We start from the raw sequence: 24,408 nt of genomic DNA, 5'->3' as shown, positions 1-24,408 counted from the left end.
ATAAGTAAACACGTCACGACATCTATCGGTGGCTATCGCCGGCAAGCGGAACAAGTTGGCGGTAAAGGTGACGGTAGATCCCTAGGGCCGGATTAAGACCCTGCCGTTAACTTAACTATTCGGACCAAACGGTCTTTGACGGTAAAACACTCATAAGGAAAGCTTGTTTCATGCGGCTTTCCGGGCATCAGCAGGTCTCCTGACCCCTGACGGTAAAAGTCGTCACGAACAGGAGGAAAAACCTCGATGTTTACCGATACTGCACTACGCAATCTCAAGCCGAAATCCAAGCCCTACAAGGCTTTTGACCGCGACGGCATGTACGTAACGGTATCGACCACCGGTACCGTTACCTTCCGCTACGATTACCGTCTCAATGGCCGGCGCGAGACGCAGACCATTGGACGGTATGGGCCGTCCGGCATTTCGGCGGCGATGGCCCGTGAAAAGTTGATCGACGCTAAGAAGGCCGTCGCCCAGGGCAAGTCTCCAGCGCACGAGAAGCAGCGCGAAAAGCGCCGCCTGACCGCCGCCAAGACCTTTGGCGAGGTAGCCGACAAGTGGCTGGCGGACGCCCGGATGGCCGACAGTACCAAGGCGATGCGCAAGAGCATCGTAGACCGGGACATCGTTCCGGCCTTCCAGAATCGGCAGCTCAACGAAATCACCGCTGACGACCTACGCGCCCTTTGCAACAAGGTGAAGGCGCGTGGAGTGCCCGCTACTGCCGTACATATCCGCGACATCGTGAAGCAGGTCTATGCTTTCGCCGTCCTGCATGGGGAGAAAGTGGACAACCCAGCCGAAAGCGTGGGCGCAGGCTCGATGGCCACCTTTGTTCCCAAGGATCGCGCCTTGTCGCCGCTGGAGATCCGGCTGATGGCACGGCAGATGGAATCGGTGGCCACCTATCCAACCATCAGGCTGGCGCTGCGCATGATCCTGCTGACGCTGGTGCGCAAGAGCGAGTTGATCCAATCCACGTGGGATGAGGTCGATTTTGAGAACAAATGCCTGGCTCACGAGGACGGCCGTTCCTCACGTTCGATCTACAACAAAGCCGAGTACGCCGAGCAACGGCGCCACATGCTGCAGGAATGGGCCAACATGGTCGATGCCTGGATCGACGGACAGACCCACGTCCCAAAGTTGATGCCAGAGAATGTGGTCGTGCCGATGTTGAGCGCGATAGCCTGAAATTGCGGTCAGGTTGTCACTTGACAACCCGGTCAATCATCACCATACTGGAGACTATTGATGGCCCGTCCCTCACATCCAAAGAAAGAGGTTGAGGAAGCAATCAGGCACGCCGAGAGGCAGGGCTGGCGCGTGGAAGTTGGCGGCAGCCATGTCTGGGGGCGGATTTATTGTCCGTACAACGACGCGGAGTGTCGCTGCGGCGAGTTTTGCATCACCAGCGTGTGGAGCACGCCGAAGAACCCTGGCAACCACGCGCGCGCCTTGCGACGCGTCGTGGATAACTGCACAACGCACCGTAAGCGGCATGAGGCTGACACCGATGCCGAGGAGTAGCACGATGGAATACACCTTCACACTGAAATACCAGCTCGCCGACGATGACCGTGACCCGAATGGGCTGGTCGAGCGCTTGGGCGAGGCTGGCTGCGATGATGCCCTGGTCGGCATCGGGCAGCCGGGGCGGCTCGCGTTGGAATTCACCCGTGAGGCGGATAGTGCTGATGCGGCCGTGCGCAGCGCGCTGGCTGATGTGCGGAGCGCCGTACCGTCGGCCAGACTGATCGAGGTTGCGCCGGATCTCGTCGGCCTGACCGACGTGGCGGAGATGGTTGGCGTGTCACGACAGAACATGCGCAAACTGATGCTGGCCCATCCGAGCAGCTTTCCTGCTCCAGTGCATGAGGGGAGCGCGTCGATCTGGCACTTGGCGGATGTGCTGACCTGGCTGCAGGCCAAGGGCAGCTATTCGCTGGCCAGGAACGTTCTGGATGTGGCGCAGGTGGCTATGCAGGTCAACGTGGTCAAGGAAGGCCAGCGCCTGTCACGCTCGGCGTCCAAGGAGTTGCAACCCTTGGTTGGATGACGTGGGTCGCTGCCCTCAATCCTGGCATCCGCTGGCCGATCGCCTGGCCGAGCTGCTGCGCCAGCTACGGATGGGTACATGATCCCACGAGTCTGGACAGTTAACCAGAAGCTGTATATCTGTTATGCACGGCGCGGTGTCGGCGCAGTTAACCCTGCGTCGACTCGCGGTACGCGCGCGCTATGCTGAGCAGCCATTGCTTGAACGGCTGTAGCGAAGGCGCGTTCTGCTTCGATTCGGGATAGACCAGGTAGTAGCCCTTGTCGTTGAGCAGTGACATCTCGTTGGGGACGATCAATTCTTTGCTTGCCAGCTCGGCCAGGACGAAGAAGCGGGGCACCAGCGCCACCCCGAGTCCGGCACGCGCGGCTTCCACCAGCATGGAAAACAGTTCGTAGCGTTGGCCGCTCATGCAGTCGACATCATGCACCCGCGCCTGGGCCAGCCACTGGCGCCACGCATCGGGGCGGGCCGATTGATGAAGCAGCGGCAGCCGTGCCAGCGCAGACGGCGCCAGGGGCGCCGTCCCGCTCAGCAGTTGCGGACTACAAACCGGCACCATTTCTTCGCCAAACAAATGCTGGGTGACGGCGCCTGGCCATACGGGATTGCCGAAGTGGATGGCCGCGCTGAACGGCGTATCCGTGAAGAGGAACGGTTCGGAGCGGGTCGTGAGGTTGAGCGTGATTTGCCCGTGCTGCGCGTAAAACTGCGGCAAGCGCGGGATCAGCCAGCGTGTCGCGAACGTCGGAATCACCGCGAGCTCGAGGATGCCCTCGGCGCCACGCCGGGTCGCGACCGCGAGGGTGTCGCGTTCGATCCTGTCCAGGTTCTCGCGCACCTGTTTCGCATATGTCTCGCCGACCTCGGTCAGGCTGACACGCCGCCTGACTCGGTTGAACAGGGGCAGTCCGACGTAGTCTTCCAGTGCTGCGATCTGCCGCCCGATCGCGCTGGGCGTCAGCGCCAGTTCGTCCGCACTGCGAGTGAAGCTCTGGTGCCGCGCCGCGGACTCGAACGCGATCAGGGCTTCCATGCTCGGGAGTTTTCTTCTCAACGTTGTTTCCTCAAACGCACAATGTCGCGCATTTTTATCGTTTGTACCACAGGGTCTTTGGATGAATACTGAGTACTGCTGCTAGACAATCTTACGTATTTCGCATTCTTGCATCACGAACCTGCTTTGATGTTTGCGTTGAATCAAAGCGTCGCGCTGCCAGCACGCAGCGCCATCAAAATTTATCAATGGGACATGGAGGAAGACATGCTAGTTGAAGCTGCCGCACCCCGATTCAAGCCCTACACCCGACTCACCATCCAACAGGCGCCGCAATGGGCGGCGATGCCCAGGCATTTGCAGGAAGCCGTGCTGGTGGTGTCGCGGGTCATGCCGTTCCGCACGAACCAGTATGTGATGGATGAACTGATCGATTGGGACAATGTTCCAGACGATCCGATCTATCGCCTGACGTTCCCGCACGAAGACATGCTGGCGCCCGAGGACTATGCGCTGCTGCGCGATCTGGTGCTGGTCAAGCAGGACGAAGTCGCCATCGAACGCGAGGTGCGGCGCCTGCGGCTCGGCATGAATCCGCACCCGGCGGGCCAGATGACGCACAACGTGCCGTCCATCGACGGCATGCCGCTGCGCGGCCTCCAGCACAAGTACAGGGAAACGGTGCTGTTCTTCCCCAGCGCCGGCCAGACCTGCCACGCGTATTGCACGTTCTGCTTCCGCTGGCCGCAGTTCGTCGGCATGGACGACCTCAAGTTCGATGCCAAGGAATCGAACGAACTGGTCAGCTACCTGAAGCTGCACCCCGAAGTGACGGACGTCCTCATCACCGGCGGCGACCCGTTGATCATGAGTAGCCGCGCGCTCGCCGGCTACATCGAACCGCTGCTGGCGCCCGAGCTGGCGCACATCCAGAACATCCGTATCGGGACCAAGTCGGTCTCGTACTGGCCGCATCGCTTCGTCACGGACAAGGATGCCGATGAACTGCTCCAGCTGTTCCGCAAAGTGGTCGACGCCGGCAAGAACCTTTCCGTCATGGGGCATTACAACCACCCGGCCGAACTGCGTCCGGCGATCGCGCAACGCGCCGTCAAGCGGATCGTCGGATCGGGCGCCACCCTGCGCATGCAGGCGCCGCTGATCCGCCACATCAACGAGGACCCGGCCGGATGGGCGGAATTGTGGACCACCGGCGTGCGGCTGGGCGCCATCCCGTACTACATGTTCGTGGAGCGCGATACGGGACCGAGCCACTACTTCCGACTGCCGCTGGCCAAGGCGTACGAGACCTTCCAGGCGGCCTACCAGCGCGTGTCGGGACTGGCGCGCACGGTGCGCGGGCCCTCGATGAGTGCCTTCCCGGGCAAGGTGGCGATCGACGGCATCGTCACCATCGGTGGCGAAAAAGTCTTCGCCCTGCAATTCCTGCAGGCGCGCAATCCGGACTGGGCGCGGCGGCCGTTCTACGCGAAGTTCGATCCCGAAGCCACCTGGCTGGACGACCTGGTGCCGGCCTTCGGCGAGGAGCGGTTCTTCTTCCAGGCCGAGGAAGACCAGCCGCAGCGCGTGATCCCGATCGCCGCGCCGCGGGCGCATGCCCACGCCGCCAGCTCCGTCGATGGCGCAGGGTATGTGGAAACCATGAGCACGGGAACCTGACATGACGCGCTTACTGCATCGGCAAATTCATCACACGTATCCGCGCGCCGTCGGCGGCGAGGGCATCCATCTGATCGACGCGGCGGGCAAACGCTACATCGACGCCAGCGGCGGGGCGGCCGTGTCCTGCCTCGGCCACCAGCATCCGGCGGTGCTGGCCGCGATGCACGCGCAGCTCGACCAACTGGCCTACGCGCATACGAGTTTCTTCACGACGGACGTCGCCGAGGCGCTGGGCGAGGAATTGCTGGCCCAGGCGCCGTCCGGGATGTCGCATGTGTACCTGGTGTCGGGCGGGTCCGAGGCCGTCGAGGCGGCGCTGAAGATGGCGCGGCAGTACTTCGTGGAGCGCGGCGAGCACCGGCGCCGCTACTTCATCTCGCGGCGCCAGAGCTACCACGGCAATACGCTCGGGGCGCTCGGAGTCGGGGGCAACGCCTGGAGGCGCGCCCAGTTCGCGCCCATCCTCGTCGACAATCACTACATCGATCCTTGCTACGAATACCGCTACCGCGACGCTCACGAGACCGCCGAGGCATATGGCCTGCGCGCCGCCGCCGAACTGGAGGCGAAGATCCGCGAACTGGGCGCCGACAACGTCATCGCATTCGTGGCCGAACCCGTCGTTGGCGCCACCCTCGGCGCTGTCCCGCCGGCGCCCGGCTACCTGGCGCGGGTCCGCGACATCTGCACGGAGCACGGCATCTTGCTGATCCTCGACGAAGTCATGTGCGGAATGGGACGCACCGGCACACTGCATGCCTGCGCGCAGGACGGCGTGGCGCCCGACCTGATGACGGTGGCGAAGGGCCTGGGCGGGGGGTATGCGCCGATCGGCGCGACGTTCGTGGCCAAGCATGTCTACGACGCGTTCGCCGAGGGTTCCGGGATGTTCCAGCACGGTCACACGTATGTCGGCCATCCGCTGGCCTGCGCCGCCGCGCTGGCCGTGCAGCGCACGGTCCGGGAGGAGCGCCTGCTCGACAATGTGCAGGCTCGCGGGACGCAGCTGGAGCAGGCCTTGCGCGCGCGTCTCGGCGATCATCCGCATGTCGGAGATATCCGCGGTCGAGGCCTGTTCTGGGGTGTCGAACTGGTGGCGGATCGCGCCTCGAAGCTGCCTTTCGATCCGGGACGGCGCCTCCACGCGGACATCAAGTCGGCGGCCATGGAGCGCGGCCTGATGGTGTATCCGATGGGCGGAACGATCGACGGCCGGGCCGGGGACCACGTACTCCTGGCGCCCCCGTTCATCTGCGACGCCGCCGCCATCGACGCCATCGTCCTGCGGTTGGGAGAGTCGATCGACGCGGCCATCGCCGGGCGGCGCGCGGGCGATCGTTGACCACGACGTCACGTTAATGCAAAGGAACGAAACCATGTCCCGTATTCCCTATACCGCGCCCGGCCCGGAGGCGCCACAGGATCTCGTCGACGCCATCCTCGTCCGCCGCGGCGGCCGTCTGCTGAACCTCGACCGCATGCTGCTGCAAAGCCCGGCTTTCGCCAGAGGCTGGAACGCCTTCCTGGGCGAGGTCAGGACCTCCCTCGATTTGTCGCCCCGGCTGCGCGAACTGGCCATCTGCCTGGTGGCGGTGCTGAACGGCGCCGACTACGAGTTCCACCACCACGCCCCCGAGTTCATGAAGGCCGGCGGCACCGCCCAGCAACTGGCCGCGTTGCGGCGGCTCGAATTCGGTGCCCTGGACCCGGCCCTGTTCGATGCGAGCGAACGAGCCGTCGTCCGGCTGACGTTCGAGATGACGCGCGACGTGCGCACCGCGGACGCCACGTTCGCGGCGGCGGTCGCCGCGCTGGGCAACCACCAGCACGTGGTCGAACTTGTCGGCGTGATCGCCACCTACAACATGGTGTCGCGCTTCCTGCTTGCGCTGCATATCGAGCCTGAAGCCGTGGCGTCCTGATCATCCTTACCTTGAAGAGGCAAAGCAATGACGTACGTGGTCACCGAAAGCTGCATCAATTGTAAGCACGCCGATTGCGTCGAAGTCTGCCCCGCGGAAGCCTTCCACGAAGGCGCGAACTTCCTCGTCATTCATCCCGAAAAATGTATCGACTGCGAGATGTGCGTGAGCGCCTGTCCGGTCGACGCGATTTTTTTCGAAGCGAACGTGCCGCTGGAACAGAAGGAGTTCGTCGCCCTCAACGCCCATTACGCGACTCTCTGGCCCGTCATCCTGCACAAGAAGCCGGCCATGCCGGATGCCGAATACTGGCACGGTCGGTCGGATCGGCGCCAACTGCTCGATCCGGTGCCGGCTTCGGCCTAGTTTCCGGGGCGGCGTGCTTGCCGTGACGGTGACGCGCGCGCTCAGGGGCGATGCACTTAAGAGCCCGCCTCATCCTGGCGGGCTTTTTTACGGGTTAACGCAGGCAACTATTCCATCCAAGTTTTGCAAGGCCGTCAGCCGGCTCCCGGAATGTGTGTATACTCGGAATTTTTCTGATGTGGTCCCATGCCTGCTGATCAACAAGACAGAACATCGACCTTGGCCAGCCGCGCCCAGCGCGTGTCTTCCCGCGACGTGGCAGCGGCTCTGCTTTCCCTGGCTGCTGTGCTCGGAGCCAGTCCCGTGTTGGCGCAAGCAAGCAAACCGTCACCGCCCGCGGCCTCAGCCGCGCCCGTCAAGCTCGACACCGTCACTGCGCGCCGCGGCGACATCCGGCAAACGGTCGACGCGGCCGGCAAGCTTCAACTCCACAAATGGGCCGACGCGTACGCCCAGATTGGCGGACAGGTGAAAGAGGTGTCGGTCGCCATCGGTGACACGGTCCAGGCCGACCAGGCCCTGCTCGAAATCACGCCGATCCAACAACCCGCCAAAGTCGAAAGCAATCGTGCCCAGATGGCCCGACTGCAGGCGGATCTGGCCGACCAGCGCGCGCAACTGGAATTCGCCCAGCTTCAGTTCAAGCGCCAGACCCAGTTGAAAGCGCAAAACGCGACCCGCGAGGAGGCCTTCGAATCGGCGCGGATGAACGCGTCATCGGCAACCGCGCGCGTCGATGCGATCACGGCGCAGATCCACGAACTCGAAGCAACCTTGAAACTCGATGAGGAAGCGCGTCAGAAAACGCTGGTGAGGTCGCCGATTTCCGGCACCGTGGTGTCGATGGCGGCTCGCACGGGACAAATGCTCGCTGCCGCGCAACCTGCCGCGCCGCTGCTCCGGATTGCCGACCTGTCGGAAATGACGGTGGCCGCGCGCGTTGCGGAAAACGATGTGACGCGCTTGCGGCCCGGCATGGCAGCGAGTTTCACGACCCCTGGCTATCCAGGAAAACACTGGTCGGGAAAGCTGCGCCAAGTCATTCCCATCCCGGCCGACGGCACGGGCGAGCAGGGCAAGCAGGCCTTTTATACTGTCCTGTTCGAGGTCAAGAATCCGGATCACGAACTGATGAGCGGCATGAGTGCGCAGGTGCAGTTCGTCGTCGCGCAGGCGCGCGATACATTGCTGCTGCCGGCGAACGGCCTCGGTGCGCAGGACGAGGACGGCCAGTACAACGTCAATGTGCTCGACGCCGGCCAACACGTCGGCGCCCGCAAGGTGAAGGTCGGATTGCGCAATTTGCAGCAGGTGCAGATCCTGTCCGGCTTGGCCGCAGGCGACAAGGTGCTGGTCGGCCCCGTGCCGAATGTGCTTCCGGCGCCGGCTGCACCGGATGCCGGCACGAAGTCCCCCATGGCATCGGGCTCCTGAGGCATGCCGATGACACACCGCGCCTTGACGCCGATATTTTTGGCTTGCTCCGTGCTGACGGGATGTGCCAGCCATGCACCAATCGCCGAGCCGCCGCCCAAGGTCGACTTGCCTGCCGGTTGGACCATCGGCGGAACGCCGAACCATCAGGAGTGGCCGGACAAGAATTGGTGGCGGCGGTTCGGTAGTCCCGAACTGACGCATCTTGTCGATGAAGGCCAGTCCAGCAATCTGGAACTCGCGGGCGCATTGGCACGCGTGAAGCAGGCCGAGGCCGAGGCGCGCATTGCCGGCGTGTCTTTGCTGCCGACCGTAAATTTTTACGGCGACGCCAGCCGCGCCGTGCCGATCGGAAGCGGCAGCGCGAGCACCTCCGCCGGCGGTTCGTTGCAGGTGTCCTACGAAGTCGATTTCTGGGGCAAGAACAAGGCGAGCGTGGCATCCGCGGAAGCGTCGCTCGAGGCGAATCGTTTCGACCGTCAAACCGTGGCATTGACGGTCACCAGCGGCATCGTTTCGACCTATCTGCAGGTGTTGTCGCTGCATGACCGGCTTGCCGTCGCGCGCGAGCACGTTGCGAACGCCGAACATGTCCTGAAGCTGGTCGAGGTACAACAAAGCGCGGGTGCCGCCTCGACGCTCGATCTCGCGCGCCAGCGGTCCGCCGTGGCGCAGCAAAAATCGGAAATACCGGACTTGATGCAGCAGGAGCGCGAAGCGCAGTCGGCGCTGGCAATCCTGCTCGGTAAAACGCCGCAGACATTCTCCGTCGGCCGGTACGGACTGGACACGATTACCTTGCCCGAGGTGTCCCCGGGCTTGCCGTCCGAGCTCCTGTCGCGCCGGCCCGACGTCCGCCGCGCCGAGGCCAACCTGGCTGCCGCCGATGCCAACGTCGCCGTCGCCCGGGCGAACCTGTTCCCCAGCATTAACCTCACCGGGGCGATGGGCGCGCAAAGCAGCGCCTTGCTGTCGCTGCTCAATGCACCGAATCTGCTCGCCAATGTCAGTGCCTCGCTGATGGCGCCGATTTTCGATGGCGGCCGGCTGAAGCGGGAACGCGACCTCGCCATCGCCCGAAAACAGGAACTGGTCCAGGTGTATCGCGCGACCGTGATCGCCGCCCTGTCGGAAGTGGATACGGCGCTGGGCCAGATCCGCAGCCTGGATGAGCAGCGGCGCTTGAAGACAGCCGAACTGGAGCAGGCGCGCCAGGCGTACGACCTGGCGGAAATCCGATACAAGTCGGGCGCCGAGGATTTGATGACGGTTCTCGATACGCAGCGCGCGTTATCGGACGTGCAGAACGATATGGGGACATTGAAACTGAAGCGCCTGCAGGCGACGGTGTCTTTGTACAAGGCACTCGGCGGTGGTTGGAAGGACGATCAACGCCCGGGCAATCCGCCTGCCGCAAAAACTTGATCAGTGGTGGCAGGGGCGCCTGGCCAGGACTGACGTCCCGGTCGATCGCCAGCTCGGCGATCACGCTCCTGAGTCACTGGTTCCCCGGTTCCTTGTCGGCAAGGTTCGCCACGCCTTACTTCAAGTTTCGCACTACGCAGATGAACGGGTTTTCGTTACGTTGCAGGATTTTTCCATCAGCTCCGAGCGGAACCCGCTTGCGACCGACCGTATCGCCTTCATTGCCGCCCACGGTAAGGGCAAAGGCGCCGGAATCGTCCCGGCCCAATGCAACGACCAGGGCAGAATGGCTTTCATAGGCTTCGTGTGTCGCGGCGAAGGCGAAGTCGAGCTTCTGTTTGCCGCGATTATTGTGAATCAGGTCGCCCACCCGAGGTGCGCAGGATTCAATGGGATAACCACGGAACAGTCCCCGCTCGGCCCGGGCATTCGCGATCGCCCAGTAGACAAAGCGCGAGTGAGCGTTTGATGCCTTGAAGTCCGCAGGCGCCGCGCCTCCCATGCGCATAAGCCAGGAAATGAACACCGCTGACCACGCGGTTTCAACCCCCGGAAATATGTAGCCGAGATCTTGCCAATATGTGCGGATCTGCTCCTTGAGCGGGGAATCGCTCTCGACATATTGATGATATTTTAGATACTGCTGGTTTGCGAGATCCACGATCCGGTTCACGAATTCACTCGGCGTTTCGGACGGTGTCGCGTTGTCCTCCGCAAATTTCAGCATGCTGTCGATATTAGCCTGCAGCGTCGAGAAGCCACCATAATCGCCGTCGGCGAACGTGTCTTCGTAAGTCCCGTGCCCGCCGGACGAGAGGGTACAAAGCGGAGTGGCGGCGATTTCCTGCCTGAGATTCGGGGAAGGATAGTCGTGGCCGGCCCAGCCGTGCGATTCGGCCAGCATCGCATAGCGGGCGATTCCCAGCGTTTCCTTGATATGGGCGCAGACCTGACCCGATCCGTATACGCCGATTCGATAACGCGGCGTTCCGCCGGCGGCTGCCGCCAGACCCTCGCGCACGTCTTTGAAATATTGTGCGATCACGCCGTGCGTCTCGTCGGCTGTCGCGTCGTAGTCCACCGCAAAATAAATTGCGCTGTCTTCCGGTTGTCCGAGTTCCACCGCATACCGATGCGCATGCAGACCATCTCGCTCGCCACGTTTGTCCTTGAAATAGTCGGGATTGGTCGGCCCGTCTTCATAGATAGCGACGAGGTTGATCCCCTGGTCCATCAGTGCCTTGGCTTCCGCTGGCGTCAATCTTTTCTGGGGCATGCCGGTGGTCGTGCTGTAGTAGCGGCACACGAACGCGATATTCCCGAGCCGTAGACAGTCTGCGAGTCCAGCGACCGATACGTTTGTTGATATTCCTCGAGACATCACTGCTTCCTTAGTGTAGTGACTGAGCGTTGCATAGAGATAACAGAGTCACCTATAAATTATTACTAACATATTTGCTAATTGACAGTCTGTCATTTGACGACCGATTATTGGTCGACAGTATTGTTCGGAATGAAAATTATTGACCGGCCTCCCGCCTGTCTGCCGCGTATTCCGCAATTTCGGCGCCAGTCTCCGGCACGGCCGCACTTTGAATGATTCCCTGATGGAGTGACCCATGCAGATCAACGAAGTCCTTTCGCTGGTGACGTTTGGTGCAATCGGTGGCATGTTCGGCCAGGGGCTGCGCGTCGTGGTTGGCTTGAAAAAGGCGCAGGAGCAGGCGGTTGCGAATGGATTGTCTTTTCAGGACGACGTGTTCGACAGCCGACGACTCTGGTCGAGCCTGCTGATCGGGGCGATTGCCGGCGGCATCGGCGTCTTCACTCTGAACACGCTCCCGACTTTCAAGGATGGGACCGAGGCGACCAACATGTTCTTTGCCCTCGTCGGAATCGGCTATGCGGGCACCGACTTCATCGAGGGATTCATCAACCGCTATCTTCCTCTCGAGGACAGCTCGGGTAGAAACGCGAACAAGACACCCGAGCCTCCACCCGCCGACCCGCGGGCTCCTGCTGCTGCTGCTCCCGCTGGAAACCAGGCTCCCGCCGCCGCCTTGCTTCAGGCGGGCGCAATCCCGGCGCCGGGGCAGGTCGCCACGCCTGGTGACTGCCGGTTCCCTGCTCGTGCTTCCAGCGTTCTGGCTGGCGATTTCCTCCGGTGGTGCCGCAACGGGAGACGACATCGCGCCGCCGGCCGGGGCGGCTGCTGCAGCGAACACGCCGTTGCCTGATGCCGTCACACCTGCAGGACCGGACGGCAAGCCGGTAGGCGTGCAGGCGGACGTACAGGAAGCCTGACCAGAGGGCGAGGGCCGCTGCCGCCCGGCGCGGCGCGCGAGCCCGCACGCACGACTATCACGAGGAGACACCGTGACATATCCTTCGCGAATCATCGATTTGCACACCCACCTGTTCAATGCTCGCTACGTGCCCCTTGCGAGCGTCATCGCCAACGCGATGAACAAGGATTCGAGTCCGCTGGCCGATCGCGCGGCGGCCCTGCTCGAGGAAATGACAGGATCGAGCTACAAATCGGACGACTTCGTGCCCATGCCGACGGATCCGGACGAGAAGGATGCGTATTTGCTCGACAAGATCTGGGCGATTGCCCACTTCGAGCTTGCCGGGGCCGGCCAGGCACCGGCCCTCCGCGGCGCACCGGACTCGGGCGAGACATCCGACGGAATCGACGCAGGGCGCATCATGCAGTTGATCGTCGACCTTTCGGAGATCGATTACGCCGCAGAGGGCTGGACTGGCGAGGTGCCGCCGCCGCGGCCGGCCGAAGCCGGCTTCCTGGCGCCATCGGGGGCGGATCTCCTGGCCTGGGCCGGCAACGTTTTGCGCATGGCGCTGCATATCGTGGCGAAGCTCATGGAGCCTGGCGCATGGGGCCATGTGGAAAACTACCTGGAGTTCTTCCTGACGATGCTGAAATCCGAACAGGCGTTGCTGGACAAGATCTTCGAAGGTTATGGCAAGGACTTGCCACAACTGCAGGTCGTCCATTTCATGATGGATATGCAGATGGCCTACGCAGGTCAGGAAAGCCCGCGTTATCCCGTTTACCCGAATCAGCTCGACAAGATGAAGGAGCTGGAAGCGACGAACAAGGGCAAGGTCGCCGGCTTCGCCGCGTTCGATCCGCGGCGGGAGAATTGGCTGGAGCGCGCGCAGTATGCCCTGGATAGCGGCTTCGTCGGTTTCAAGTTCTATCCTGCGATGGGATACGCACCGGCGGATGACCCGCATTTCCAACCGACGATTGACGCCTTTTTCGATTTTTGCATCGACCGCGGAGCTCCCGTGTTTGTGCATTGCACGCCCGTCGGTTTCCAGACGCGTGAAAAACTTGGATGGAATGCGCATCCGGCCAGATGGCGGAAAGTACTCGACGATCCGCGGTGGGAGAACTTGCGTCTGTGTTTCGGTCATGCGGGCGGCGGAGACGCAACCAATGGAATGCATCGCTCGTACGGGTGGATGGCCGCAACGGACGAGCAATGGCAGGACTCCGACAATTTTGCAAGGACGGTGGTCGAACTCTGTGTGCAGAAACCGAACGTTTATTGTGAACTCGGATACATCACCGAGCTTTTCGAAGCGGACGCAAAAGCGACTTTCATGAAAAATTTTGCGTCGGCATGTGCGGTGGCGGGGACGTATCCGTTTCTTGACAAAGTGGCCTACGGTACCGACTGGCATATGCCCGACATGGTCAATCACGTCCGGGGGTATCTCGAGTTTTTTGTCCAGTTGATGGAACCGTATGACACAGGTGTGCGTAACGCATTTTTTTGGGGAAATGCATTACGCTTCGCGCCGAAATTGATCGACCACTTCGGGTGAAGCGGCCTTCCACGGCCGGTTAGCGGTTCCTGGGAAATACGCAGTCTTCCGGGCGCCGCAGTATTTCAGCGGCTTGCACGCGGCTGCGTTTGTTCGATAGCCCAGCGCCGATTGACGTCAGGAAGGAGGTCAGCGATGACGAGTCCCGATACGATATGCGCCTCCGAAGCACCGTGTGCATGGAGGTCCCGTGGCGCTTGAGCCGGTCTATTGCCGAGGTGCGTGCGGCGACGCGGTCTCCGTGTTGCAAGGCGCCCTCCAGAAGCAGAAGGTCCCGAGCGAAAGCGGCGGGGCCCCCGAACCTGCATTGACGAACGTCGATGGCAACTTTGGGATCGCAATGCGGCGCGCGGTGCAGCGGGTGCAGCGCGCCAACGGCCTCTTGATGACCGGGGTGGTCGACGCGCCGCGCCTTCGAGGAAGACGTGGTATTCGTGGAGTGCGCGACGCATGTTCCGCGGCGCCCCGGCACGGATCAAGCCACCGCGCGTCTTCGCGGTCATCCCCTTGCTGTCCAGGATGCCGAATAGCCCGCGTGGCCAGACCGCGGGTGACGTCACGCCATTTCTGGTCGTGCTTGACGAGATCTGGTTCCGCGAGTACGGCATCGGAGAACGCCTGGCCGCGCGGCTTGCGACGGTCAAGCCCGAAATCGGCGACAGCCTGAAACCGACCGCGCTGCGCTACGGTCCGCTGCAGGACCACAACCTCGATGCCGGCATCGCGCTGGCGCTGCCAGCCGCCGATGCGCTGCTCGACTGCTTCGGTCCGTTCGGCTTCACACTCGACCGCGGCGACGACCAGGCGCTGGCCAATGCCACCGGCTTCATCGTCTATCCGCCGCCGGGTACGCCCGCGCATTACAATCTGTTCGTCGAGTTCGAGTGCTGGCTCGATCTGCCTTCCGGCGCACGCGACCAGGCCGGCGCACGGCAATGCCCGCACAGCGAGGCGACCGAGGCGCTGCCGGTGTACACGCTGCCCGACAGTGCCGAGTTGTGGCCCGACGCCGGCCGTCCGGACGCGTTGCCGCTGTCGCTGGCACCGCAGGCTGAAGGGAAGTTCAGTTACGACGCGACCAGGTTGAAGCTCTTGCCGTTTTCCGGCGCGCGGTGGACATGTTCCTGCCGGCGCGCGCGCTGTGGCGGGATCAGGGGAGCGCACGCCCTTTGGGTGCCGCGGACGCGGGACTGCGTGCTTGCTCGCACGGGCTGGTGGCGGAATTGTTGTTGAGCGGTCGCTACGATGCCGGCGCCGGCCAAGTGGATCCATTGGCATCCGCAGGGAGCCTGGCGGATCTACTGGACCGCCTTCTTCCTCGCGCAGGCGACGATGATGCGCCCGCGATGTTCCGGCGCTTTTCCGCGATTGGGAAAGTGGGATTCGGCTAGGCGCCAATATGCCGATATCGGAACCCATGCCAGGCCTTTCAACGGGCGTGACGGGTCGAGCACGCGGACGCGCCGAGGAGGGCGGACAGCAGGATCGCGCGGGCGAGGTCGGCAAGCGTCATGACGGGTGGTTCATCCATTCTGCGGTAAATTCCCGGTGTGCGACGGCGTGATCGACCGCGTGATCGGCTACGTCGACACGTGCGACATCCTCGTGCGCCTGTTGAACAACCAGTCGCGCTTCCAGCTGAACGAATCGAGCATCCGCACGGTCCTGATCATTCCCGACACGCTGACCCTGTCCGAACTGCGCGACCGCTTCCGCGCCACCAAGGAGACGTTCGCGGTCGTGATCAACGAATACGCGCTCGTCGTCGGCGTCGTCACGCCGAGCGACATCATGGTCACCGTGATGGGCAAGTGGGGCGCGCCGCTGGCGGCCGACCAGCAGGCCATGCAGCGCGAGGACGGCTCGTGGCTGATCGACGGCCGCATGCCGGTGGCGGACATGAAGCGCTTGCCGAGACGGCGGCCGGCTTCATGATGGACATGCCGCGCAAGGTGCCCAGGCCCACCGACAGCGTCGAATACGACGGGATGCGGTTCGAGGTGCTGGACGTCGACCACTACCGCGTCGACCAGCTGCCGGTGAAGCGGATCGGCACGCGCGCCGCGCCGAGTGCTGCGCCGGCGGATTCGCCGGCTGGTTCCTGAGAGGCGGTCCTGTGCGCGCCGCGGCGCACGACCGGATTGGCCGGGTCGCGGCTCCATTCGCACCAGCCGCCGTCGTACACGGCGATGCGCTCCCAGCCCATCAGCCAGGCGTAGAAGAACGCCAGCGACGCGCGCCAGCCGGTGCCGCAGTAGAACACGACCTGCCGTTCCGGGCGGATGCCCGCCGCCGCCCACATCGCGCGGATGGCCGCCGCCGGCTTCATGCACCCGGCGGCGTCGTGGAACGCGGCCATGCTGTTCACGTCGCCGTCGACGCCGGCGCGGCCCCACAGCGCGCCCGGGATCTCGCCACTGGCGTCGATGTAGCCGTAGCCCGAGGTGCGGCCGACGAATTCGTCCCACGTGCGGATGCTGACCAGGGTGCCCCGGCCGTCGGCCTGCAGGCGCCGCACCCCGTCCATGTCGAACAGCCAGTCGGGCCGCGCGGGCAGCGCGGCGCCGAAGCCTGCCGCCGCCGGGCCGCGCCGCGGCGGCCCCGCTTCCAGCGCCAGCCCGGCCCGTTGCCAGGCCGCGAAGCCGCCGTCGAGCAGGCGCACGTCGGCGACGCCTGCCACCAGCAGCAGGTGCGCGATGCGCGCCGCGGCCAGCACGTTGCGGCCGTACAGGACGACGGTGACGTCGTGGCGGATGCCGTGCGCGGGCAGCAGCCGCGCCAGTTCGGCGTCCGGCACCTTGTTCCACAGCGGCCCGCGCTCGAACCACGCCGTGTCGAGGTAGCCGGCGCGCGGCACGTGGCCGGCCGCGAAGGCCGCGGCGGCGCCGCAGCCGGCCTCGAACAGGCGCCAGGCGCCGGCGGGCGGCGCGGCGACCGGCGCGCCGGCGACGAGGCCCGCGATCCACGCGGGCGTGACGAGGTGGCGCGCGCGGGCGAGGTCGCGGCGCGGGCCTGGGGACGGGATGCGGTTCAAGGACGACGATGGTAAAAAGGGCCGGGCCCGTATGGTACAGGACCCGGCCCCCGGCCGCTGCGGGCGTCGGCGTCGGCCGTGGTCATCATCGCGCGCAGCTGCTGCTGCGTGATGTTATTCATGATCGGATTCGTCGGAAAAAAGGGGGGCGGACGGCCGTCCTTCCGCGCCGCATGCGTTATCGATCCCGGGTGTCCGGGGCCGGCACCCGCACATGATACCTGGCCGCGTTGTCCGCGCTGCGCGTGGTGTCCGGCGGCAGACATGTTGCGGCCCACCGACGGGTCATCTATACTCTCGAAAGTATCTTATATATTAAATACTTGCGCACGTCGGGAAAGCGGAAGTCCGCAATAACTAGGGAAGATTCATGAAATTCAGAAGAGGCCTTCTCGGGGCGGCCGTCATGGCCATCTTGGCCGTCCTGGCCGGATGCAGCACGACCACGGGCCGTACCGCAGAGCCGGCGGCGACGAAAGCGACCGCGTTTCACTGGACAGCGAGCGCGCCGCTGATCGCGCCTCAACCGGAGCCGGACCAGACCATCTATGCGGTAAAAGATCCTTCGATCGTCCACGTGAACGGCAAATTTCATGTTTTCATGACGACCGCCGGGTCGGCTGGCTGGGGGCTCGCGTACACGAGCTTCGACAAGTGGTCGGACGCGGCATCCGCGAAAATCGTCCCGCTGGCCAAATCCCCGATGGGACCGGGTTATCGCGCCGCGCCGCAAGTCTTTTATTTTGCTCCGCAAAAAACCTGGTATCTCGTTTACCAGGGCGGCGATCCACTTTATTCCACCTCGAAAGATATCGGCGATCCCATGTCCTGGAGCGCCCCCAAACCATTCTTTCCGGTCGTCCCGGACATCGTCAAGCCACCGCAAGGCGGGGGCTGGCTGGATTTCTGGGTGATCTGCGACGATAAGAAGTGCTACCTGTTCAATACCGACGACCACGGTCGTCTGTTGCGCTCCGAAACCGATATCGCCCAGTTCCCGAATGGCTTCCACAATACGGTCGCCGTGCTCACCGGAAAAACGGAAGACCTGTTCGAGGCGAGCAATACCTACAAGATTGCCAACACGAATACCTACATCACGCTGGTGGAGGCCATGTCGCCGCAAGGGCGCTATTTCCGGATCTGGAAGAGCAACGGGCTGGATGGAAAATGGGAGCCGTTCTCGTCCGCGCCAATGAATACGTTTGCCGGCCGCGATAACGTCGACGGGCTGTGGTCGGACGGTATTTCTCACGGCGAAATGATTCGGGAGAATGCCGATCAAACGATGACGATCGATCCTTGCCGGCCGCTCGAATACCTCTTCCAGGGCAATAACCCGGCCGTGCATGTGGACGACTACATCAAACTTCCGTATCGCCTGAGCGTCATCACGGCGAAGGGGGACAACCCGGTGAGCGCACTCTGCCGCTAGGATCCCGCCGTAGTTCGTAAACATGCAATATTTCTACAGGAAGACGCTCGTCGCGTTCGTTCTCCCTTTGATCGCGCGTGTTTCCAGGCAAAACCGAGGTAATGGCCGTTGTTGCTGGGTTGTGGGGCAATGCGCCTGGCATGGTATCCTGAATGGTACTGAGCCAGAAATGCTGCAAAAACCCTAGAAAACTTAGCCATTGGCCATCGAGTGGGAGTGATCCCCCGGGTGGTTGATTGACTGCAAAGCCCTGTCTGCACAGGGCTTTGTATTTTGATTAGTTTGGAAATCTCCGATGGAAATTAAGGTCAACTTTCTCGACAAGCTGCGTCTTGAAGCCAAGTTCGATGACTTCACGGTCGTCGCCGATCAGCCTATCCGCTACAAGGGCGATGGCTCGGCGCCCGGCCCGTTCGATTATTTTCTGGCCTCGTCGGCCTTGTGCGCGGCGTACTTCGTGAAGTTGTATTGCAACACCCGCAATATTCCGACCGAAAATATTCGGCTGTCGCAGAATAATATCGTCGACCCCGAAAACCGTTACCAGCAGATTTTCAAGATCCAGGTCGAACTCCCGCCGGACATCTCGGAAAAGGACCGCCAGGGAATCTTGCGCTCGATCGACCGTTGTACCGTCAAAAAAGTGGTGCAGACCGGGCCCGAGTTCGTCATCGAAGAAGTGGCGAACCTGGATGCCGATGCGCAGGCATTGCTGGCGCTGCAGCCTGCCGCCGACGCGGCGACGTATATCCCCGGCAAGGATCTGCCGCTGGAGCACACCATCGCCAATATGTCGGCGCTGCTGGCGGACCTTGGCATCAAGATCGAAATCGCGTCGTGGCGAAATATCGTACCGAACGTGTGGTCGCTGCATATCCGCGATGCGCATTCGCCGATGTGTTTCACCAACGGCAAGGGCGCGACCAAGGAAAGCGCGTTGGCGTCCGCCCTGGGCGAGTATATCGAACGGGTCAGCAACAACCATTTCTATGCCGGCAGCTACTGGGGCGAGGAGATCGCCAACGCGGCCTTCGTCCATTACCCGAACGAGCGCTGGTTCCAGCCGGGTCCCGACGATGCGCTGCCGGATGGGATCCTCGATGCGTACTGCCGCGACATTTACGACCCGGACGGCGAGTTGCGCGGATCGCACCTCTACGACACCAATTCCGGCAATGTGGCGCGCGGTATCTGTTCGCTGCCCTTCGTGCGGCAGTCGGACGGCGAGGTGGTGTATTTCCCGTCCAACCTGATCGAAAATCTCTACGCCAGCAATGGCATGAGCGCCGGGAATACGCTGGCCGAAGCACAGGTGCAATGCCTGTCCGAGATTTTCGAGCGGGCGGTAAAACGCGAGATCCTGGAAGGCGAGATCGCATTGCCGGATGTGCCGCAGGACGTGCTGGCGAAATACCCGGGCATCGTGGCAGGGATTCAGGAACTGGAAGCGCAGGGCTTTCCGGTGCTGGTCAAGGATGCGTCGCTGGGCGGCGCCTATCCGGTCATGTGCGTGACGTTGATGAACCCGCGCACCGGCGGCGTGTTCGCGTCGTTCGGCGCGCACCCGAGCTTCGAGGTGGCGCTGGAACGGAGTCTGACGGAATTGCTGCAGGGGCGCAGTTTCGAAGGCCTGAACGATTTGCCGCAACCGACCTTCGCCAGCGAAGCCGTGACCGAGCCCTATAACTTCGTCGAGCACTTCATCGATTCCAGCGGCGTGGTGTCGTGGCGCTTTTTCAGTGCCGGGGCGGACCACGATTTCGTCGAGTGGGATTTCACCGCGCGAGGCAAGGACGCCAATGCCGAGGAAGCCGCGACCCTGCTCGGGATTCTCGAAGACATGGGCAAGGAGGTGTACATGGCGGTCTACGACGAGTTGGGCGCCACGGCATGCCGTATTCTGGTGCCCGGCTATTCGGAAATCTACCCGGTCGAGGATCTGGTCTGGGACAATACCAACAAGTCGCTACTGTTCCGCGAAGATATCCTGAACCTGCATCGCCTGGACGAAGCCGCCCTGGCCGCGCTGCTGGATCGTCTGGAGAACAACGAGCTGGACGAGTATTCCGACATCGCCACCCTGATCGGCATCGAGTTCGACGAAAACACGGAGTGGGGCCAGTTGACGGTCCTCGAATTGCGGTTGCTGATCAATCTCGCCTTGCAGCGATTCGAAGAGGCGCACGAACTGGTGGGCGCCTTCCTGCAATACAACGACAATACCGTCGAGCGGCGCTTGTTCTATCAGGCGTTGAACGTGGTGCTGCACGTCGTGCTGGACGACGAGCTGGAACTGGACGATTACGTGACCAATTTGCGCCGGATGTACGGCAATCCGCGGATGGACGCGGTGCTGGGTTCGGTCGACGGCAGCGTGCGCTTCCACGGCTTGACGCCGACGAGCATGAAACTGGAAGGGCTCGACCGGCATCATCGCCTGATGGACAGCTACAAGAAACTGCATCAGGCGCGGGCCAGACGCTGACCGCGCCGTGGACCCGGGCGTCGTCATCGACAGGATGGCGTTGCCGTCGAGCTGAGCCGTTCAGGTTCGAGCGAGCGTGGCGACTTCCAGCGGCAGCCAGAGCGTGAACAGGGCGCCAAGCCGCTGAAGGCCGAGATTTCGCTGACCGGCCAGCCGCGCTCCCGGGGCGTGCAGGGCGTGCCTTTCGAGGCAATGGTGGAAGTGAGCCTCATCGGCGTGCCGCTCCAAGGCAGGGACGGGAAGAGCGCGCCTGCCGAAGGGCCGGCCGAGCTGCGCGTGGCGTATATGTCCCTCTTGATCGCCCATGAGAACCGCTTGAAAAACGAAATGTCGTTGATGATGCGGATCCGATCATCAACGACATTTTAGTTGGCTGCCAGCGGCAGTACCGCGCGCCCTCAGCCTTCCATCTGCTCCAATTCCTTGCCGCGCGTTTCATGCACGTAGCGCAGCACGAAGTAGATCGAGATCACCGCGGCCAGGGTGTACAGGCCGTAAGCGCCCGCCAGGCCGATGCCGGTGAGCAGCATTGGGAAGGTCACCGTAATCAGGAAGTTGGACGTCCATTGGGCCGCGCCGGCGACCGCCAGGCCGGAGCCGCGGATCTGGTTGGGGAACATCTCGCCCAGCATGACCCACATCACCGGACCCCAGGAGATGTTGAAGAAGATTACGTAGATGTTCGCCGCGGCCAGGGCCACCACGCCCATCGTGCCGGACAGGGCCAGTTTGCCGTTGGCGTCGAGCGAGGCGCTGGCGAAGGCGATCGCCACCAGGCCGAGCGTCACCGCCATGCCGGCCGAGCCGATCCACAGCAGGGGCTTGCGGCCGATGCGGTCGATCAGGAACACCGTGACGATGCAGGCGCCGATGCTCAGGCCACCGGACAGGACGTTGATCAGCAAGGCATCGCTCTCGGAAAAGCCCACGGCCTGCCACAGCACCGCGCCGTAATAGAACACCACGTTGATGCCGACCAGCTGCTGGAACGTCGCCAGGCCGATGCCGACCCAGACGATCGGGCGCAGCTTGCCGGTGGTCTTGTTGACCAGGTCCGACAGGCGCGGACGGTGGTGGTCTTCCGCCAGCGACACGTCGATCGCGTCGAATTTCGCGCGGGCCACGGCAGCGCCGTACAGGCGTTGCAGCACGGCCAGTGCCTCGTCCTTGCGCTTCTTTGCGACGAGGAAGCGCGGGCTTTCCGGGATCGTCAGCAGCAGCAGCAGGAACAGCACGGACGGAATCGCCATCATCCAGAACATCCAGCGCCATGCTTCTTGTCCCTGCCACAGCACGCCGGTCGAAGCGCCGGCCGCGTGTGCCAGGCCATAATTGCTCAGGAAGGCGCAGAACAGGCCGCTGATGATGGCGATCTGCTGGACCGTCGCCAGCCGGCCCCGGTAGCGGGCCGAGGCCACCTCGGCGATGTAGGCCGGCGACATCACGCTGGCCGCGCCGACCGCGAAGCCGCCCAGCATGCGGGCGGCGACGAAGACGGCCGAGACCGTTGCAAAGCCCGCGCCCAGCGCCGACATCAGGAACATCACGGACGAGATGAGCAGGACCGTACGGCGTCCCCAGAGGTCGCCCAGCCGGCCGGCGGTGAAGGCGCCGAGCGCGCAGCCCAGCAGCATCGAAGCGACTTCGAATCCGAGCTCGGCGGAGGTCGAATGGAAGGCCTGCTTCAGGCCGTCGACGGTGCCGTTGATGACGCCACTGTCAAAGCCGAACAGGAAGCCGCCAATGGTGGCCACGCAGCTGATCAGAATGATGAGGCGGGTGTTTTCCGCCTCCTGGATGGACATTGTGCTCTCGACGGCACTGGTGCTGTTCATAAAAGTCTCCTTGGTTTGTTATTGCATCTGCGCCACGCCCCGACAGCGGTGTGGTCGATTTCCTGCCATGGCTTCTGGCCGGGCGGCACGCCCTCCTGCTGGTGGCGCGCCAGTTTTCCTCGTACACCAGCATGTTACCTCTGCCAGTGTGCGGATCGGTGCTCCCGGGAGCGCGGCAGGCAAGCAGTGGCGGCGACGGGTGCATCGCGATATAGAGCGGCTATAACATCCTGTATCATCAAACAAATAGCGCTAACATCTTTGCTGAGTCTGGCTGATTTCCGTCCGCGTGTCAATGCATTGCGAGGGCGGGTACGACGTTCGCTCGTGACGACCTTCAGGAGTGGGGATGTCATTGACAACGATCTCGAAAAATCACGTTGTTTTGCCTTGTCGTTTCCGTTCAATACCAGGCCTGGTGCGAGGTCCAGAATGCGCAGCACGAAGCCGACATCGCTTTCTTAGGCCAAGCAATTCATCTGATATCACCAGCAGGGATTAAATCATGCGCATACTCATTACGACGGCGGGCAGTCACGGGGATGTCTTGCCGTTCGTCGCTCTCGCGAGCGAATTCATCAAACGTGGGCACGAGGTTGTGTTATACGGAAACCCATTTTTTGCCAGGCTCGTTTCGCAGGCCGGCGCTGCCTTTCGGCCCGTGGGCACGATTCAAGAGTACAACGCTTTTTTCTCGGCTCAGTCGGAGAGCGACCCGGTGAAGGCGATGGCCGCGGTGGCGCGCGAATTTGCACGGCTCACCGAGTCCTATTACGCAGCGATGCAGGCTGACATCCTGCCGGGCCAGACGCTGGCGATTGGCGGCTCACTCATGTTTGCGCATCGGCTGATTGCTGAAACGCATGGCCTTCCTTGTGCGACGGTTCACCTGGCGGCCGCCGCGATACGATCCAATATCCGTCCGGCACGCCTTACCCCCAATTTCGATTGGCTCAGGCTAAAAGCCCCGCTGTCGGTCAAGCGGCTTTCATGGCGGGTCATGGACAAGGCGTTCTACAACCCGCATTTCACGGCACCATTCAATGCGTTGCGCAGCCGACTGGGCTTGTCACCGGTGGAAAACGTCTTTCAGTCGTGGATACATCGAGCAGACTGTGTACTGGGGATGTTCCCGGACTGGTTTTCTAGCCCTCAGCCTGATTGGCCATCGGAACTGGTGCTGACCGGATTTCCGCTCTATGACCACGGTATCCATGAACCGCTCGCCGCATGGATCAGCGAGTTCATTTCAGCAGGGAGTCCGCCTGTCGGCTTCTCCGCCGGCACGGCGACCGCCAATGCCCGGGAATTCTTCGCCCATTCGGTTCGGGCATGTGAACGTGCCGGGATGCGCGGTATTCTTCTGTCCCACTTCCGTGAACAAATACCCGCTCAACTTCCGCCAACCGTGCTTCACGTACCGTATGCCCCTTTCCGAGCGCTGCTGCCGAAACTGGCTGCCTTCGTGCATCACGGGGGCATCGGCACGACCAGCCAAGCGCTGCGGGCAGGCGTTCCTCAATTGATCCGTCCGGTGGCGTACGATCAATTCGACAATGCGCTGGCCGCGACCAATCTCGGTGTCGCTCGCGAAATCCTTCCGTCCGACTACAATGCGAAAACAGCAGCGGCGACGTTGGGCGAGTTGATCTCTGACGCCCGTGTGCACGACCGCTGCAGGGACATTGCGTCCCGCTTTGCCGGGGAGCCCGTGTCGATCGCGTGCGACACGATCTTGCGGCGCTGCGCAGTCGCAAGCCCTCGCTCCGAGAACGTAGAAATACCGACGAGCGGCCAATCCGCGTTGGCGGTGGCGCGGTCGCTCCAACCCGGCGCCGGAGCTTGTCTCTACCGTTGATCGGTTCGAGCGGCCTG

20 protein-coding genes and 2 pseudogenes are annotated in these 24,408 nt (G+C 62.8%); 18 read left to right on the top strand and 4 right to left on the bottom strand.

Annotation, left to right across the window (positions count from 1 at the left end):
• Window positions 1-246 precede the first annotated feature (246 nt).
• The 3 genes from ISF28_RS23005 to ISF28_RS23000 are packed head-to-tail and all read left to right on the top strand — an operon-like array spanning window position 247 to window position 2,062.
• Entirely contained in the window at window positions 247-1,197 is a 951-nt protein-coding gene (locus ISF28_RS23005) for a tyrosine-type recombinase/integrase (protein ID WP_198119505.1), read from the top strand.
• Between the two features lie 60 nt (window positions 1,198-1,257).
• Window positions 1,258-1,533 (top strand): hypothetical protein, encoded by a 276-nt coding sequence (locus tag ISF28_RS30680; RefSeq protein ID WP_229519306.1) that lies wholly within the window; start codon window positions 1,258-1,260, stop codon window positions 1,531-1,533.
• Window positions 1,534-1,537: 4 nt separating this feature from the next.
• The gene (locus ISF28_RS23000; protein ID WP_198119504.1) at window positions 1,538-2,062 is read left to right on the top strand and encodes a helix-turn-helix transcriptional regulator; all 525 of its coding nucleotides are present in this window, start codon (window positions 1,538-1,540) and stop codon (window positions 2,060-2,062) included.
• A gap of 148 nt (window positions 2,063-2,210) precedes the next feature.
• Here ISF28_RS23000 and ISF28_RS22995 read toward each other — a convergent pair whose 3' ends face one another.
• Window positions 2,211-3,098, bottom strand: coding sequence for a LysR family transcriptional regulator (locus tag ISF28_RS22995; protein ID WP_307727464.1), 888 nt, complete (start codon window positions 3,096-3,098; stop codon window positions 2,211-2,213).
• A gap of 228 nt (window positions 3,099-3,326) precedes the next feature.
• Here ISF28_RS22995 and ISF28_RS22990 point away from each other — a divergent pair, with 228 nt between their 5' ends.
• From ISF28_RS22990 to ISF28_RS22965, 6 genes are all read left to right on the top strand, one after another.
• Window positions 3,327-4,739, top strand: coding sequence for a KamA family radical SAM protein (locus ISF28_RS22990; protein WP_229519305.1), 1,413 nt, complete (start codon window positions 3,327-3,329; stop codon window positions 4,737-4,739).
• Window position 4,740: 1 nt separating this feature from the next.
• The gene (locus ISF28_RS22985; protein ID WP_198119502.1) at window positions 4,741-6,084 is read left to right on the top strand and encodes an aspartate aminotransferase family protein; all 1,344 of its coding nucleotides are present in this window, start codon (window positions 4,741-4,743) and stop codon (window positions 6,082-6,084) included.
• A gap of 34 nt (window positions 6,085-6,118) precedes the next feature.
• Window positions 6,119-6,664: a carboxymuconolactone decarboxylase family protein gene (locus ISF28_RS22980; protein ID WP_198119501.1), complete on the top strand. Its 546-nt coding sequence runs from the start codon at window positions 6,119-6,121 to the stop codon at window positions 6,662-6,664.
• A gap of 27 nt (window positions 6,665-6,691) precedes the next feature.
• Complete coding sequence (gene fdxA, locus ISF28_RS22975; protein WP_198119500.1) at window positions 6,692-7,030, top strand: ferredoxin FdxA; 339 nt, start codon at window positions 6,692-6,694, stop codon at window positions 7,028-7,030.
• A 219-nt stretch (window positions 7,031-7,249) separates the two neighbouring features.
• A complete protein-coding gene (locus ISF28_RS22970) occupies window positions 7,250-8,464 on the top strand; it encodes an efflux RND transporter periplasmic adaptor subunit (protein ID WP_229519304.1) in 1,215 nt (404 codons plus the stop codon).
• A 9-nt stretch (window positions 8,465-8,473) separates the two neighbouring features.
• On the top strand, window positions 8,474-9,889 hold the full coding sequence (locus ISF28_RS22965; protein ID WP_229519303.1) for an efflux transporter outer membrane subunit: 1,416 nt from the start codon (window positions 8,474-8,476) through the stop codon (window positions 9,887-9,889).
• Window positions 9,890-10,004: 115 nt separating this feature from the next.
• Here the strand turns inward: ISF28_RS22965 and ISF28_RS22960 are convergent, their stop codons facing one another.
• Window positions 10,005-11,270: a DUF2272 domain-containing protein gene (locus ISF28_RS22960; protein ID WP_267876974.1), complete on the bottom strand. Its 1,266-nt coding sequence runs from the start codon at window positions 11,268-11,270 to the stop codon at window positions 10,005-10,007.
• A gap of 238 nt (window positions 11,271-11,508) precedes the next feature.
• Between ISF28_RS22960 and ISF28_RS22955 the strand changes: the two genes are divergently transcribed.
• The 6 genes and pseudogenes from ISF28_RS22955 to ISF28_RS31275 form a co-directional block, all read left to right on the top strand.
• A complete protein-coding gene (locus ISF28_RS22955; RefSeq protein WP_198119496.1) occupies window positions 11,509-12,126 on the top strand; it encodes a hypothetical protein in 618 nt (205 codons plus the stop codon).
• Between the two features lie 139 nt (window positions 12,127-12,265).
• A complete protein-coding gene (locus ISF28_RS31085) occupies window positions 12,266-13,744 on the top strand; it encodes an amidohydrolase family protein (protein ID WP_198119495.1) in 1,479 nt (492 codons plus the stop codon).
• A 175-nt stretch (window positions 13,745-13,919) separates the two neighbouring features.
• Window positions 13,920-14,138: pseudogene (locus ISF28_RS31280) on the top strand (peptidoglycan-binding domain-containing protein); the annotation flags it as partial.
• Window positions 14,139-14,194: 56 nt separating this feature from the next.
• The gene (locus ISF28_RS22940) at window positions 14,195-14,977 is read left to right on the top strand and encodes a hypothetical protein (protein ID WP_229519302.1); all 783 of its coding nucleotides are present in this window, start codon (window positions 14,195-14,197) and stop codon (window positions 14,975-14,977) included.
• A 327-nt stretch (window positions 14,978-15,304) separates the two neighbouring features.
• Complete coding sequence (locus tag ISF28_RS22935; RefSeq protein WP_198119492.1) at window positions 15,305-15,679, top strand: CNNM metal transporter family protein; 375 nt, start codon at window positions 15,305-15,307, stop codon at window positions 15,677-15,679.
• Window positions 15,676-15,732: pseudogene (locus tag ISF28_RS31275) on the top strand (hypothetical protein); the annotation flags it as partial. The gene ISF28_RS22935 and the pseudogene ISF28_RS31275, both read left to right, overlap by 4 nt.
• 29 nt (window positions 15,733-15,761) lie before the next feature.
• On the opposite strand, the gene ISF28_RS22930 reads toward ISF28_RS31275, so the two are convergent.
• Complete coding sequence (locus ISF28_RS22930; RefSeq protein WP_198119491.1) at window positions 15,762-16,778, bottom strand: sulfurtransferase; 1,017 nt, start codon at window positions 16,776-16,778, stop codon at window positions 15,762-15,764.
• 370 nt (window positions 16,779-17,148) lie between these two features.
• On the opposite strand from ISF28_RS22930, the gene ISF28_RS22925 reads away from it, so the two are divergent.
• Window positions 17,149-18,213 (top strand): glycoside hydrolase family 62 protein, encoded by a 1,065-nt coding sequence (locus tag ISF28_RS22925; RefSeq protein ID WP_198119490.1) that lies wholly within the window; start codon window positions 17,149-17,151, stop codon window positions 18,211-18,213.
• Between the two features lie 295 nt (window positions 18,214-18,508).
• Window positions 18,509-20,698, top strand: coding sequence for an OsmC domain/YcaO domain-containing protein (locus ISF28_RS22920; protein ID WP_198119489.1), 2,190 nt, complete (start codon window positions 18,509-18,511; stop codon window positions 20,696-20,698).
• Between the two features lie 398 nt (window positions 20,699-21,096).
• Here ISF28_RS22920 and ISF28_RS22915 read toward each other — a convergent pair whose 3' ends face one another.
• On the bottom strand, window positions 21,097-22,533 hold the full coding sequence (locus ISF28_RS22915) for a sugar porter family MFS transporter (RefSeq protein WP_198119488.1): 1,437 nt from the start codon (window positions 22,531-22,533) through the stop codon (window positions 21,097-21,099).
• A 505-nt stretch (window positions 22,534-23,038) separates the two neighbouring features.
• Between ISF28_RS22915 and ISF28_RS22910 the strand changes: the two genes are divergently transcribed.
• Window positions 23,039-24,391, top strand: coding sequence for a glycosyltransferase (locus tag ISF28_RS22910; protein WP_198119487.1), 1,353 nt, complete (start codon window positions 23,039-23,041; stop codon window positions 24,389-24,391).
• Window positions 24,392-24,408 lie beyond the last annotated feature (17 nt).

The organism is Massilia rhizosphaerae, assembly GCF_016093545.1.
GTDB classification, from domain to species: Bacteria; Pseudomonadota; Gammaproteobacteria; order Burkholderiales; family Burkholderiaceae_D; genus Telluria; species Telluria rhizosphaerae.
Note: the sequence above shows the minus strand (reverse complement) of the source record. Positions and strands in the feature narration are given on the sequence as shown.

Excerpts from the sequence above, each read along its gene's own strand:
- ISF28_RS22920 (WP_198119489.1), top strand. The coding sequence starts at position 18,509 with ATGGAAATTAAGGTCAACTTTCTCGACAAGCTGCGTCTTGAAGCCAAG.
- ISF28_RS22985 (WP_198119502.1), top strand. The coding sequence starts at position 4,741 with ATGACGCGCTTACTGCATCGGCAAATTCATCACACGTATCCGCGCGCC.
- ISF28_RS22965 (WP_229519303.1), top strand. The coding sequence starts at position 8,474 with ATGACACACCGCGCCTTGACGCCGATATTTTTGGCTTGCTCCGTGCTG.
- fdxA (WP_198119500.1), top strand. The coding sequence starts at position 6,692 with ATGACGTACGTGGTCACCGAAAGCTGCATCAATTGTAAGCACGCCGAT.
- ISF28_RS30680 (WP_229519306.1), top strand. The coding sequence starts at position 1,258 with ATGGCCCGTCCCTCACATCCAAAGAAAGAGGTTGAGGAAGCAATCAGG.
- ISF28_RS22980 (WP_198119501.1), top strand. The coding sequence starts at position 6,119 with ATGTCCCGTATTCCCTATACCGCGCCCGGCCCGGAGGCGCCACAGGAT.
- ISF28_RS23005 (WP_198119505.1), top strand. The coding sequence starts at position 247 with ATGTTTACCGATACTGCACTACGCAATCTCAAGCCGAAATCCAAGCCC.
- ISF28_RS22940 (WP_229519302.1), top strand. The coding sequence starts at position 14,195 with ATGTTCCGCGGCGCCCCGGCACGGATCAAGCCACCGCGCGTCTTCGCG.
- ISF28_RS22995 (WP_307727464.1), bottom strand. The coding sequence starts at position 3,098 with ATGGAAGCCCTGATCGCGTTCGAGTCCGCGGCGCGGCACCAGAGCTTC.
- ISF28_RS23000 (WP_198119504.1), top strand. The coding sequence starts at position 1,538 with ATGGAATACACCTTCACACTGAAATACCAGCTCGCCGACGATGACCGT.
- ISF28_RS22960 (WP_267876974.1), bottom strand. The coding sequence starts at position 11,270 with ATGTCTCGAGGAATATCAACAAACGTATCGGTCGCTGGACTCGCAGAC.
- ISF28_RS22925 (WP_198119490.1), top strand. The coding sequence starts at position 17,149 with ATGAAATTCAGAAGAGGCCTTCTCGGGGCGGCCGTCATGGCCATCTTG.
- ISF28_RS22955 (WP_198119496.1), top strand. The coding sequence starts at position 11,509 with ATGCAGATCAACGAAGTCCTTTCGCTGGTGACGTTTGGTGCAATCGGT.
- ISF28_RS22915 (WP_198119488.1), bottom strand. The coding sequence starts at position 22,533 with ATGAACAGCACCAGTGCCGTCGAGAGCACAATGTCCATCCAGGAGGCG.
- ISF28_RS22990 (WP_229519305.1), top strand. The coding sequence starts at position 3,327 with ATGCTAGTTGAAGCTGCCGCACCCCGATTCAAGCCCTACACCCGACTC.
- ISF28_RS22910 (WP_198119487.1), top strand. The coding sequence starts at position 23,039 with ATGCGCATACTCATTACGACGGCGGGCAGTCACGGGGATGTCTTGCCG.